11 protein-coding genes and 2 pseudogenes are annotated in these 13,738 nt (G+C 42.7%); 3 read left to right on the forward strand and 10 right to left on the reverse strand.

Translation table 11 applies throughout. The annotated features are described in order from the left end of the window. Window positions 1-13: 13 nt before the first annotated feature. On the forward strand, window positions 14-1,141 hold the full coding sequence (locus MHI15_RS22315; protein ID WP_341164897.1) for a glycosyltransferase family 61 protein: 1,128 nt from the start codon (window positions 14-16) through the stop codon (window positions 1,139-1,141). Between the two features lie 77 nt (window positions 1,142-1,218). Here the strand turns inward: MHI15_RS22315 and MHI15_RS22320 are convergent, their stop codons facing one another. Further along, window positions 1,219-1,443: a dihydrofolate reductase family protein gene (locus tag MHI15_RS22320; RefSeq protein WP_341165000.1), complete on the reverse strand. Its 225-nt coding sequence runs from the start codon at window positions 1,441-1,443 to the stop codon at window positions 1,219-1,221. A 116-nt stretch (window positions 1,444-1,559) separates the two neighbouring features. Here MHI15_RS22320 and MHI15_RS22325 point away from each other — a divergent pair. Both MHI15_RS22325 and yycH read left to right on the forward strand, forming a co-directional pair. Continuing rightward, window positions 1,560-1,781, forward strand: a pseudogene (locus tag MHI15_RS22325) (TetR-like C-terminal domain-containing protein); the annotation flags it as partial. A gap of 116 nt (window positions 1,782-1,897) precedes the next feature. Beyond that, a pseudogene (yycH, locus tag MHI15_RS22330) lies at window positions 1,898-2,155 on the forward strand (two-component system activity regulator YycH); the annotation flags it as partial. Window positions 2,156-2,389: 234 nt separating this feature from the next. Here yycH and MHI15_RS22335 read toward each other — a convergent pair. From MHI15_RS22335 to MHI15_RS22375, 9 genes are all read right to left on the reverse strand, one after another. After that, the gene (locus MHI15_RS22335) at window positions 2,390-4,249 is read right to left on the reverse strand and encodes an ABC transporter ATP-binding protein (RefSeq protein WP_076125678.1); all 1,860 of its coding nucleotides are present in this window, start codon (window positions 4,247-4,249) and stop codon (window positions 2,390-2,392) included. Next, a complete protein-coding gene (locus MHI15_RS22340) occupies window positions 4,236-5,975 on the reverse strand; it encodes an ABC transporter ATP-binding protein (RefSeq protein WP_076125680.1) in 1,740 nt (579 codons plus the stop codon). Before MHI15_RS22340 ends, MHI15_RS22335 begins: the two co-directional genes overlap by 14 nt. Window positions 5,976-5,993: 18 nt before the next feature. After that, entirely contained in the window at window positions 5,994-6,479 is a 486-nt protein-coding gene (locus MHI15_RS22345) for a nitroreductase family protein (protein WP_076184571.1), read from the reverse strand. Then, window positions 6,466-6,858, reverse strand: coding sequence for a hypothetical protein (locus MHI15_RS22350; protein WP_076217567.1), 393 nt, complete (start codon window positions 6,856-6,858; stop codon window positions 6,466-6,468). Before MHI15_RS22350 ends, MHI15_RS22345 begins: the two co-directional genes overlap by 14 nt. A gap of 201 nt (window positions 6,859-7,059) precedes the next feature. Continuing rightward, window positions 7,060-8,664, reverse strand: coding sequence for a response regulator (locus tag MHI15_RS22355; protein ID WP_341164898.1), 1,605 nt, complete (start codon window positions 8,662-8,664; stop codon window positions 7,060-7,062). Further along, window positions 8,654-10,420, reverse strand: coding sequence for a cache domain-containing sensor histidine kinase (locus MHI15_RS22360; protein ID WP_341164899.1), 1,767 nt, complete (start codon window positions 10,418-10,420; stop codon window positions 8,654-8,656). The genes MHI15_RS22355 and MHI15_RS22360 overlap by 11 nt, the downstream gene beginning before the upstream one ends. Window positions 10,421-10,524: 104 nt before the next feature. After that, on the reverse strand, window positions 10,525-11,364 hold the full coding sequence (locus MHI15_RS22365) for a carbohydrate ABC transporter permease (protein WP_341144302.1): 840 nt from the start codon (window positions 11,362-11,364) through the stop codon (window positions 10,525-10,527). Continuing rightward, on the reverse strand, window positions 11,364-12,263 hold the full coding sequence (locus MHI15_RS22370) for a carbohydrate ABC transporter permease (RefSeq protein WP_341144301.1): 900 nt from the start codon (window positions 12,261-12,263) through the stop codon (window positions 11,364-11,366). The genes MHI15_RS22365 and MHI15_RS22370 overlap by 1 nt, the downstream gene beginning before the upstream one ends. A 57-nt stretch (window positions 12,264-12,320) precedes the next feature. Further along, window positions 12,321-13,676: an ABC transporter substrate-binding protein gene (locus MHI15_RS22375; RefSeq protein WP_340950914.1), complete on the reverse strand. Its 1,356-nt coding sequence runs from the start codon at window positions 13,674-13,676 to the stop codon at window positions 12,321-12,323. Window positions 13,677-13,738 lie beyond the last annotated feature (62 nt).

Genomic DNA, 13,738 nt, shown 5'->3' on the forward strand with positions numbered 1-13,738 from the left:
ATGAGGTGACATGATGTTATTTTCTGCACAAGGGGTACCACCCCAAGGATATTACCAAAGCATCTGGGACTTTACTTCCCACAACGAAAACAGTACAAAGGAAGCTGGGAATGTCGTTCCTTTTGACTTCGGACGGGCGGCTGAGTTCAGAGCGCCTAAAAGCATTGAAACGAGTATTGCTCCAGCACTAACACCTTATTGTTTGAAGCCCTTTGGCGGATACGTTGCCACCATTTCCAGAGGGAAGGTATGGGGAGAATCTGGTGCTGTTCTAACACCAGAAGGGAAATTGATCTTTGATCTTTCCCAAGAATATGACGCCAAGCAATATAGGATGCTTGAAGCAGATGAGCACCCAGTGTTTCACCGGTGGAATGATCCGCAGCTTCAACATTTTGCCGGGACCGCGGCGGTGTTAACCTTTTGCGGAGCCCATAACTATTTTCATTGGATGTATGATGTGCTTCCTAGATTAGCGATGCTTCAATCGAGCGGAATCACTTACTCCACTATTATCATGAATCCAAATCCGTATGGACCCTTTGTGGAACAAACGTGGGCCATGCTTGGGATATCCGAGTCATTGGTGATCCGGACGAATTCAGAAGCATATGTTCAGGCTGACCGGCTACTCGTCCCTTCCTTAATGATGAATTCACATTATCCTCCTTGGACCACGGATACACTGCGGAGATTTTTGTTACCGCATAGAGAAACAACACTAGTCACTCCGGAACGTTTTTATATTTCACGAAAAAAAGCTAGCTCAAGACGGTTGGTTAATGAAGATGAAGTCATCTGCTGCCTTGAAAAATATAATATCGTACCGATTTGTCTAGAGGACTGGACGGTTGCCCAGCAAATCCAATTATTCGCCTCAGCAAAAGTAATCGTAGGTCCACATGGTGCTGGACTCGCTAATCTGGCTTTTTGCCAGCCTGGAACACAGGTCATTGAAATTTTCCATGCCCAGCATGTTGTTCCAACCTATTGGATGATCAGCAACCATAATAATCTCGAATATTATATGGTGTACGGGCAAGGTGTTCCCGATCCTGCGATTCGTTTTCCAGGACTGGAGGACATCTATGTGAACGTAGATCGTCTGAAACAAACGATGCATCTGGCAGGCTTGGAATGAGAAGATTACTTACTACTTTCTCGAATTCAAAAAGCGCAAAGCATATTTTGCTTTGCGCTTTTTGAAGAAACATAGATTTAATCACGCCGTGTTACATACTTCAACCATAGCCCATCATCCGCAAGTTTTTCTACACTTCTTAAGCTAAAATTTGCTGGGGGCTGTTGTTTCATAGATGCATCCATTTCAAATAAGGTCACAGAATTAGCGGCACCATCTGCGATGGGAACTATAACCAGGTTCAACTCATCAATTAAATCTTCATTCATGAAAGACCCGTTTAAAACGCCCCCAGCATCAATTCATCGATTGAGAATAATTGAGTACTTCAATAATATGATCCTCTGTTCTATTGTGACTTCCTTCTGAAATTCAAAACTCAAGATGCGCTTAAAAAGGCTGTTATTGTAAAGGTGCTGCTTATTTCCGAAATCGTTTCTTAAGCTTTCTTCTCGATGAGTTTAGACATGAAGTAACTACCACCGAAGGCATAAACGAAGGGTTACATGAAGAGGTTATTATTAGTTTTGTTGCATCGGCTTATGCAGGGGTAGTGGAATGGTGGTTCAAGAATGAAAGACCTGTGACCTATCAAGTCTTGGCTGAACAACTCGGAACGTTATTAGAGAGGAATTTATAAAAAAAAGCGGCGATTCTCCTATAATAGGTGAATCGCCGCTCTTTTTTATCGGGCATTAATTACGGCAATAGATTACACATCTTTTTAAAGACAGTAAGATTTCTCTGGTTCAGGTAGACATGCCTTCCGGGATGTACACCATAGAGCAAATGCAGAGTAATCTTTTCTTCGATGTTGGAAGTACTAGATATATCCGGGAGAAAAACGGCTCGGAGATTTATACGGACAGCAAACGAAGCCTTCAGGTGGACCAGGGTAAGAACTGGATGAGCTATAGCGACCCTGCGGCTCTTCCAGCTGGAGAAAGTACCCCTGCCAAGGATGCTTTGGAAGCTGTAGAATTTGTGAACCAGCATGGCGGATGGAATGGGACTTAACGTACTTCGGACCCAGATGACGTTATTTGGTAGTTTTCAGCTCTTGAAACAGGGCTTCGGACCTCAAGGACGTTATTCCTTAGAAAGTGACTTATATTTTGTGTTTTTCATGCCAATAGCTGCAGTGGGGTCCTTTAATCTTCTGAAAATCAGAAAATCTTGCCTTTAAGGTCAGAGGAGTCCGATAAAAGCATCTACTTACAAATGTTATCAGTTCAAGTAAAGATTCTTTTAAATCGCTCGTTTGAACTGGGTATTGTACAGCTCGTAATAAACACCTTGCAGCGCAAGAAGCTCTTTATGACTGCCTTGCTCGGCAATTCCGCCACCCTGAATAACGAGTATACGATCAGCATCCTGGATGGTACTAAGCCTATGGGCGATCACAAAGCTTGTTCGTCCCTTCATTAGCTTTTCCATCGCCTGTTGAATATGCATTTCCGTACGCGTATCCACACTGCTGGTTGCCTCATCTAGGATCAAAATAGCTGGATCAGCTAGAATGGCGCGGGCAATCGTTAAAAGCTGACGCTGGCCGTGGCTCAAATTACTGCCTTCCGCATGGAGAATAGTCTCATATCCATGCGGCAGTCTATTGATAAAGGCGTCTGCATTGGCCAATCTTGCCGCTTCCTCTACCTCTTGGTCAGTCGCATCAAGACGGCCAAAGCGAATATTTTCCCGAATCGTTCCCGAGAATACATGCGCGTCCTGCAATACCATTCCCAATTGACTACGAAGTGCATTTTTATCCAGCTCTCCAATATCGCGGCCATCAATGAATATGGAGCCGCCGCTCAAATCATAGAATCTGATCAGCAAGTTGACAATGGTCGTTTTTCCAGCACCCGTTGGGCCGACAAGCGCAATTTTCTCTCCGGGTTTTGCTTCAAACGTAACCCCACTCAGAATTGGTGAATCCGGCTTGTAAGCAAATGAAACGTCCTTGAAAACAACGTTCCCTTTTAACCTTGGCAGATCGTCACTTTGTTCATCACCGTCACCGTATTCGGATGGCATATCCATAACTTCAAACACACGCTCCGCACCAGCAATTGCCGACTGAATTAGATTGTACTGGTTAGCAAGATCGGAGATCGGTCGTCCGAACTGTTTGGAATACGTAAGGAAGCTAACGATTACGCCAACCGTAGCCATATTATGAAAAGCCATCCAGCCACCCACCCCGGCAATGATCGCAAATCCAAGGTTATTAATCATGTTCATAACCGGTCCCACTAATCCGGAAACAATTTGTGCCTTAATGCCGACTTTATTCAACTCTCCACTGATTTTGCGGAACCGTTTCACTTCTGTCTCTTCCCTGCTGTATTGTTTGACTACTTTTTGTCCGCTGATGGTTTCTTCGATAAATCCACCCAACTCACCTAGATGGCGTTGCTGATTTTTAAAATAAGTTCGACTTAAACCTATGATTTTACGGCTGGACAATAACACAAGAGGGATCGTTATCAGTGAAACTACGGTCAACGGAACGTTCATCATTAACATGATCACTAGTGAACCGCTTAGGGTGATCAAACTGTTTAATAACTGGGTCACACTCTGATTAAGTGTACTGGATACGCTCTCTATGTCGTTGGTTGCCCGGCTCATTAGTTCTCCGTTAGCTTGCGTGTCAAAAAACTTAATCGGTAGCTGTTGATATTTGCTGAACAGATCACGACGCAGCTCAAACACGGTATTCTGTGAGACGGATGTCATAACATAGGCTTGCACCCAAGCAACCACACTGCTTAGCCCATAAATACCTATTAGGAGTAGACAAAAACGAATAAGACCCTGATAATCGTGAGGAATTACCGCAGTATCAATCGCTTTACCGATTAGATAAGGCCCAATCAACGAAAGAATTGCATTTAACACAGTAAATACATACACAATGATTAACCCGAACCGCTGGCGGTTCAAATACATCCAGATGCGTTTGAGTGTTCCCGCTTGATTCTTAGCACGTACGATTGGCACAGCTCCGCCCCGTCCGGGGCCAGATCCAGGCCCAGATCCAGGTCCGAATCCGCCTGATCGATTAAAAGGAGTGGTGTTCATGCCATTATTAAGCTTTGACATAAGGCACCTCCTCTCCCTTCATCTGTGATCTCCAGATATCTCTGTATATTTCACTGCTGTTCATAAGCCCATCATGTGTACCTTGTACAGCAATTCGGCCGTTTTCTAATACCAGAATACGATCAGCATCAATTACAGAGGTGACACGCTGAGCTATCAAAATATTCGTGCTGCTGCGCAGCCGTGTTTTTAACATCTGCCGGATTCGTGATTCTGTCGCTGCATCGAGCGCGCTAGTGCTGTCATCCATAATGAGGATTGTTGGCTGAATTAAAAGTGCCCGTGCAATCGAAAGCCGCTGCTTTTGCCCACCGGACAGGTTAATGCCACGCTGGCCGAGCTCTGTATCGTAACCCTGTGGAAGTTCTAAAATGAAACTGTGAGCTTCAGCGGCTATTGCTGCTTCTTCCACTTCCTCATCTGTGGCATCCGGTCTGCCGTATCGGATATTATCGCGGATAGTACCGCTGAACAGAATAGCCTGCTGCATAACATATCCGATTCTGCTACGCAAATCTTCCAGAGCAATCATACGAGTGTCGGAGCCATCAATTGTAATGGATCCAGAGGACACTTCGTAAAACCGGGGAATGAGGCTGACCAATGATGATTTACCAGTACCGGTGGCACCAAGAATGGCCACTGTTTCTCCTGGCTCCGCAGTGAAATTAATATCGTCTAACACTAGATTTTCATCCGAAGGATCATAAGCAAAAGATACATTGTCAAATACAATCCGACCGTTGTGTATGGCATCTTTTTTAGCGTTGGCAACTTCTTTAATCTCACTAATGGTGGAAAATACTTCATTCTCCCGATCGGCAGAAACCTTGGCTCGTGAGAAGAAGGTCAACATATTGCTTAACATCAGCATTGACATCAACAATTGGGTTATATAGTTAATAAAAGCGATCAGCTGACCAACTGGCAGCCCACCGTTCCAGCTTTGCACTCCCCCAAACCATAGTACAGCAACAATACTGGCATTTAGTACAAGCATCATTAGCGGCATATTTAATGACATTAACCGTACCGCTTTTATCGCAATTTCTGTATAATCCTTGTTAGCTGTATTAAAGCGTTTCTGTTCATGGTTAGCGCGGACGAATGCTTTGACTACACGAATGCCTGATAAATTTTCCTGCAACACTGTGTTCACACCGTCTAATTTGACCTGCATTTTCTGAAACAAAGGAAAAGAAAGTCGGATTAACCCATACAATATTAAACTCAAGAGTGGCACGGCAACGGCTAGGATGAGGGTCAGCATAGGACTAATCCGAATCGCCATCACCAAGCTTCCGACTAATAGCAAGGGAGATCGAATACTCCGCAAAATCATTTGCACAAAGGTTTGCAGCTGTACCACATCATTTGTTAATCGTGTAATCAGTGAGCCCGTCTTCAATTGATCCAGGTTCTTATTAGAAAATTTCTGAATATGTTCAAACAAGCTAATCCGCAAATCATTTCCGAAGTTTTGAGAAGCAATACTCGAAAAAATAGTGCAGCCCACCCCACCAATTAGACCGATAAACGCTACACCAAGCATGATCAGTCCGGTCGAGAAAATATGAGACAAGTCTTTTGTCATGACACCCTTATCCACAATGCTCGCCATGAGCGTGGGCTGCAGTAAATCCATAGTTACTTCGACCAGCATCAGCAATGGTGCCAACACACACCACACCCAATATGGCCTCAAATAATGCTTAAGCTTCCACATTCCGCCACCTTCAATTGTTTAAGATAAATACGTGATTTTAGAACTAATCGGTGTTCTGGGTTTCGCATTCGGCACTTCCTCCGGATACCCCATTCCAAATATCCCAATAACATCGTAATTTTCTTGAACACTAAGAATCTCACGATTATGAGGCAAAGCCCCCAGCGAAGCCCAATACGTACCTACACCTGCTTCATGTGCAGCTAATAAGAAATTTTGTACGAAACAAGCAGCAGCCATAACATTCTCATCGCGTTCAAACGCAGTTGCGGCAGGCTTAGACAGAACTGCAAAAACAACAGGTGCGTTGCCAAAATCCGTCTTATGCTTTAATTTCGCTCTAGTATTGGGTCCGATGAAAAGAAGCTCCCAAGGTTCGGTCATACGATGATTAGGAGCGTAACTTGCAGCCTCCAGCCATGAATGTAACTCCTCTTCACGAATTGGAGTCTGTTTGAATTGTTTTGTACTTCTACGGGTTTTAATGAGCTCAGTTATTTTCATCTTTTTCTTTACTCTCCTCTTTATTAACATTTGATGTTGTATCTTCTGGAGCGATCTCATGAATCTGAAAGATTTGTTTAAACTCTTCAATGATCGCTTCCGTTGCTTTTAATTCACCGCTAACCACTTGTTTAATCGATTCAAGCTCAGGCTGATTTAACTGCCGCTGTAATGTAGCCCGGTTAACCATAAGCTTATCTAAAAAAGCGATGGCTCTGCCACGGCGAAAAGTTTGAGCACTTTTAGGATGTGGATCCATTGATTCCGTCATCCCATGTTTCATAAAGCCACGATCTCTGTGTTCGCCACGTCCCTCACGATCTCTGTGCTCTCCATGCTCCCTATGACCGCCACGTTTGCCGACATGTCCTTCACGCATTTTATTTCCTCCTTTTACGGTGTATACATTTGTATACACGCTCTTCATGTATACAAATGTATACGATAGAAACCATTTCTGTCAAGATCATTTTTCCATTTTGTAACATCATTATTGCTTACTTTATATCTAAAAAAACAATAAAAAACCCGCATAAAGTGCGGGCTTAAAGAGGAAAATTATCAAATTCAACGGAGAGATTTATAGGAAAAAGCTATTTTTCTTATACTCCTGAACGGATACTCCCATTACTTTTTTAAAACAGTTACTGAAGTAAAATGGATCTTTAATGCCGACCTTTTCAGCAATTTGATAAGCTTTCCAATCCGTTTCATTCAGAAGCTTCACCGCTTTTTCCATTCTGCACTTGAGAAGATAATCCGTAAAGCTAATCCCTGTGTCCTGCTTAAAGATCCGGCTAAAGTAACTGGAATTCATGTGGAATTTATTCGATACATAGGATAAAGACATCTCCGGAATGTGCATCTCCTGTTGAATAAAATCTTTAACTTCATGGATAATATTATTAGTTTTTTTGCTTCGTGCCTGGATTACTTGAGAGGTTACCTTCTCTGTGAGTTCAAGTAATGTCTGTTGCATGTCTGGCAGGCTATCGAGCTCAAAAATCCTTTTATATGGCGAAATATCGAAAGAAAGATTATTATCTAGTATAACTCCCATTTCAGCGAGTGAATTGATTAATGTGGAGACAAATTGGGCGGAAACCAGCCTAGCTCGTTCCACAGAAAAAGCCTCGGACTTCTCCAAATCCTGAAACATTTTCTCAATGGATTGCACAGCCTTGTCTAAGACACCAGCTTTTACAAAAAACAAAATTTCCTCAATTTCAATCGTCTTAACTTCCCAGGATCGGCCCCCGAAATGAATTTCATCATTAAAAAAATAGATAGCGTTACTGCCCTTTAACTTACCATATCTAACTGCCTCCAGCGCCTCTTTATAGGATTCTTTGATCCTATTGAAATCCGTACAGGTACTACCTACGCCAATGTAAGCTTTACATCCTAGCTTTTCATGGAGCGATTGGGCCAGCCACTCTCCAATCTTCGTAAGATTCTGATTATCTTTTCTATTAAGAAGGACAATCCGTTGACTGTTATCAAAAAAAACTTCGATTCCCTCATACTCTTCAAGCGCGTAATCAATAAACCTCTTACAACGCAAAGACTGTAGGATTCGTTGTTCCTCCCCTTCTTCTAAGGGAATTTGAAGTTCAATAAGCATGATTGAAAACAAGCTGTTCGCTGATTCAGGAAAAAAGTAATGGAATCGGCTATCCAACTGATCGGGGTCCCAGAGGCCTGATAGCAAATCATTTAGAAATTTTTCTTTTAGTTGAACGGCGTTTTCATTTAACTGTCGGTTCAGCTCCTGATATTCGTTCCACCGCTCTGTCTCTTCCCGGATTTTTCCATGAAGATCTACCGCAACTCTTCGTACCTCCTCGGCTTGGAGCGGCTTCAAGATAAAATTTTGCACTCCAATGTCCAGGCTTCTTTTTGCATATTCGAATTCGGGATGTGCAGTGATGATCACAATTTTGACTAGCGGATACCTTTCTTTTATCAACCGGCTTAATTCCAGTCCATCCATAAAAGGCATACTGATATCTGTAAATACTACATCCGGTTTCATGGTTTCGATCAGATCTAACGCTTCGCTTCCATTCGAGGCCTCACCTACGAATCTGTAACCAACTGCTTGCCAATCTATAATGATGGGAACAATTTTTCTCGCATTAATTTCATCATCCACAATAATGGCTCTGAGCAGTTCAAGCTCCATGACTATTCCCCTCCTCAAGCGGTAGTTCCAATTCAATCCGAGTTCCTTCTCCCGGTGCACTGACCAAACTACAATTCATGTCCGCCCCATAGTACAGCTTCAAACGCATCAAAGTACCGCGCAACCCAAAACTGGACTCATTTTGCCCATAGGGCTCAGCTTGCATTTCCCGACGTTTGTCTTCATTCATCCCCACACCATCATCTTCCACGACTAGCTTCAGTCGATTCCCCTGAATACGGGCAAGGATGCGAATCTTACCACACTCCCCTAAAGGGCGAATACCATGATAAAGCGCATTTTCTACAAGCGGCTGAAGCGTCAATTTGGGTATCCGAACATACTCAGCTTCTTCCGACACCTCAATTTCACTGATGAAAATTTCTGGATAGCGAATATTTTGTATACTCAGATAACTTTTAGTGATCTCTACTTCTTCTCTTAACGTTACTACATCACTGCCCTTACTAAGACTCTGACGATAGAAGGCTGCAAGCTCAGAAATAATCTGGTACGCCTCATTATTATTTCCTGACAAAGTTAAATAGCCAGCTGATTCTAACGTGTTATATAAAAAATGTGGTTTAATTTGCTGCTGCAAAATATCCAATTCGAGTTTCCGAATCAATTTCTGTTCTTCTTTCTCCCGCTTAAGCGCTTGCTCAATGGTCATAATCATATTGTTATACCTATCTTTCAACTGGTTCAGCTCATCCGTTCTCGCCTCGTACCGAACCAAACTGAACTCTCCAATCTCCACTTTTTTCATGGATCGCAGCATATGTAAAATAGGTGTAGTAATGAATCTAGAAATCCAGACGGAACCTAAAAATATAGAAATGAAATTAAACAACATAATCATTAACAGCATCAGATTAAATTGACGATAGGGGCTTTCCCATTCCCCCAAAGGCTGAGCGCTAGTAAACCTCCAACCACGATCCATTGAAACCAGAGAAGAGATCAGATAATTATGATCTTTGATCTTTACGATTTTGCTACTGCCGAGCGGCACATCAAGCATAGAAGAGTTTGTATAAGTCGATAATTCAGGCCGTGTAAAATCAAGGAGTGTCTCATATCCAGTTTCGATCATTAAATCAGGTTTATTATCGTTGATCGAACGTTCATAGCTTTTTTTTAGCTCCTGAACTGTAATGTTCACGACTAATACTCCTATTTTCTTAGAAGTGTTCATGTCGTTTACGATGCGAATCAGAGAAATATATTGTGGATCCTGCTGGGGTTCCTTCGTCTCAAAATTGAAGATACCTCCGGCATTTTTCCTCCAAATTACTTTTCCGTCTAAGGCGACCGCCTCGGAGTACCATTCCGCTGACTCGATCCCATCCGTTCTGATCGGTTTTGCTGACTGCAAATCAATCGCAAACTTACGTCCTGCATTATCGAATAGATAGACAGAAGAGATAGAGGGCTCTGCGAGCATAAAATCTGAAAGAGCCACCTCTAGCTTGTAAGTTAAAATTCCGATGTCGTTACCCGCCAGATCACTGCCCAAAATTTCCTGAACCGCATTGTTCGACACGATCATCTTGGAATAATTATTCGTGCTGTCAAGAAGTGATTCGATTCCGGAATTCATGGCGTTCAAGGTTTGAAGCGATACCTCACCTACCTTTTCCTCGGTGAATTTCTCATTGATTCGTTGGTACATAATACCGCTTGCAATCATGGAAACCACTAATAAGGCCAAGTAGTAAAAAACGATTTGTGATCGGATACGTGCAAACCTCATCGGTAACCTCCTGGCCGACAATTAAGCGAATACGGACTTTTATTTATAGCTTCTTCAATACGACACTAGTATAGCATTTTTCGAAGGATTCCTATCCCATTGCTTTAACCCTTAACTGCCCCGGCAATAATGCTTTTTTGGACTTGGTTACTTAGGAACAAGTAGATAATGATCATGGGTAGTGTAGCCACAACCATTCCTGCGAACATAGGTCCAAATTCTGTGGCATAGGCACTTTTAAACGAATTGATGGCGACGGTAATTGTTGCTAAGTCAGGATCATTAATGAATGTATTGGCAAACATCAGTTCGTTCCAAGCGGATAAAAAAGTAAAGATGGAAGTGGTTACGATAGCCGGCTTTACAAGCGGAAGCATAATACGGAAAAAAACCTGATAAATATTGCAGCCGTCTACAACGCTGGCTTCTTCCAACTCCCCTGGCAGCGCTCTAAAGAAACCAATCATGATATAGATTGTAGTAGGAAGTGCACTAACGGTATAAGGAATGATTAAGGCCCAAGGCGTATTCAGCAAGCTTGTCATTTTTAACATCTGAAAGACAGGTAGCAGCGTAGCATGAACGGGGATCATCAATCCCAGCATGAAGAAAGTAAGCACCACATTATTAAGCTTCCACTTCATTCTTGCGACAGCAAAAGAAACCATTGCCGATAACAGAGCAGAAATAATGACAGTTACCGTTGTATACATAAGGCTGTTCAAAAAGTTACGTGCGATATTCGCCTTAAAAAGTGCGTAGTCGTAGTTCGCCCACCGCCACTCATTAGGCAAGCCCATCACATTTGAGCCTGTAATTTCTATGTTTGTTTTAAAGGAGGAAAATACAAGCCACACGAGCGGATACAGTTGAATAACTGCGAAGATTAGAAACGCAATCTGCAAAACAACCTTTGGCCAGCGGCGGTTATGTGTTGTTGTCATTAGCTCTCCTCCTTATCATCGTAGGTTCTGATCAGTTTTTGTAAAACTAAGTAGAAAAAGAGACATTCCACAACCATAAACACGGCCATCGCGCTGCCGTACCCATACATATTGCGATTAAAAATCGACGAATACATCAATGTACTTGGAACACTAGTTTCCGGTGTAGGGTAGCCATTGGTCATAATGAAGACTAAATCGAAAAACTTCAATGATCCCAAAACAGCAAATATGACGCATACCTTCAGGATCGGTGAAATAAGTGGAATAGTGATAGAGAAGGCGGTTCTTATACTTGATGCTCCGTCAATTTTCGCAGCCTCGTACAAATCTTCAGGAATCCCTTTGATGGCAGCGTACATTAGAAGCATATGGTAGCCGATATATTGCCAAACGATTGGAATCATAACACTTATTAGTGCAGTTCCGCTTTCCGTTAACCAATCATGTGTCCAGGAGGACAAGCCTAGTTGATTGAGTATCGTATTCAGCATGCCATATTCAGGCTGATAGATTTTCAGAAACATAACCCCGATGACAGAGGAGGATACCAAGACTGGAATGAAATACAAAGTACGATACAGCTTTTCACCCCACACCCCTCTGGCAAGAACCAGAGCGAGCACCAGAGCTATCGGAAGTTGCATGAAAACAGAAAGAACTGCCAGATACAACGTATTAAGTATCGAATGATTAAAATCCATGCCGTACGTATCTGCAAAAAATAAATCCTTATAAGAAGCTAAACCAATAAATTTAGCCGGTTGTATCCCATCCCAGTCCAGCAGACTGTAATACATAGACTGAAGGATCGGGAAAAAACCAACAAGAATGTATAAAATCAAAGCAGGAACAACAAATACGGCGATAGCCTTTTTGTTTCCGAATACTTGATGCATGCTTCACTCCACCTTAAATCGATCAGGCGGCGAACAATTCTCGCCGCCTGACGCAGATTATTGTCCTTGATTAACCTTGCTCTGTAGTTCTTTCGTGTAGTCTTCAGGTGTTGTTTTTCCGGCGACGAATTTCATCAGCGAACCGAACATAGATTCAGTGTCATTACCATTCAGCATTTGATCCCACCAGTAGGAGAAACCAGTTGCTGATGAGGACAATTCACCAATTTGCAGAGCCAGTGGATTCATTTGAGAAGTGTCACCTACATCAACTTTCCATGCTGAGGAGCCTGAACCAGCCAGAAATACTTCTTTAGACATGGTCTCAATAAAGAACTTGTATACTTCCCATATTCTTTCCTTGTTTTTCAGATCGGCATTGAGCACGAATGTTTCACCCGAACCTCCGAACCACTCGTCAGCATTTCCTTTCCCCCCTGGAATGGTTGGAAATTTAATCGGTACCACTTTACCTTTGACCAGAGAGTTATCATCTTCAATCTGTCCGTTGACCCAAGCGCCCATGAACATCATAGCTGCTTTGCCTGATAGGAACATATTTGTCGCGTCATCATAAGAAGTTCCAACAAAATGTTTGCCGAAGGAGTCCGCATCAATCAATTGTTTGTATTTCGCAGCAGCTTCTGTGAATTCAGCTGTGTCGAATGATCCTGTTTTCGTTAAAGCGGCATTTACAGCATCCACGCCTGCCATCCGGATGGCTAGAATCGCGTTCCATTGCATTGCTGGCCATCTGTCTTTAGCCCCAAGTGCAATCGGCTGAATGCCTTTTGCTTTTAGTGCTTCAATCGCAGCAACAAGCTCATCCCATGTTTCCGGAATTTTCGCTCCTGCTTGCTCAAATAGTTCTTTATTGACGTACATTTGAGCAGTAGCTATATTGATCGGCAGACCGTAAAGCTTGCTATCGAAGATGAAATTGTCTGTCGTACCTGGTACAATTTGGTCCAGCGTTCCATCTTTTGCGAGATCATCAATGGACAAAATCCGGTTCCCCGCTATAAATGGCTCAGAGAATCCGCCACCCCAGGTGTAAAAAATGTCGGGCAGCTCATTGGCGGCTGAAGCCGCTTTCACTTTCGTTTTATAAGATTCGCCTCCAACACCTACATGCTCGATTTCTACATTAGGGAATTTAGCCTTGGTTGCCTCAAGTGCTTTATAAAAACCAACAAACCCGCCGTCTTTAGAATTTGGATCCGCGAATTGGGACCACATGGTAATCTTGAGCTTCTCTTCCGACACAGGTGTTTTTCCCGTATTGCCTGCGTTTGCATTAGCCTCAGAATTCACTTTATTCCCGTTGTTCCCACCACAAGCAGTGATAAGCATGGACATAGCCATCAACACTGTTAAAGTTAGGTTAATCCTTTTTTTGTTGACTTTTTTCATTCTTTTTCGCCCCCCTTTTTATATTACTTACAGGACTAATTATATAAATCAATTTATCGAGT

Origin of the sequence: Paenibacillus sp. FSL H7-0918, from assembly GCF_038007025.1 — a bacterium.
Classification (GTDB): domain Bacteria; phylum Bacillota; class Bacilli; order Paenibacillales; family Paenibacillaceae; genus Paenibacillus_AQ; species Paenibacillus_AQ odorifer.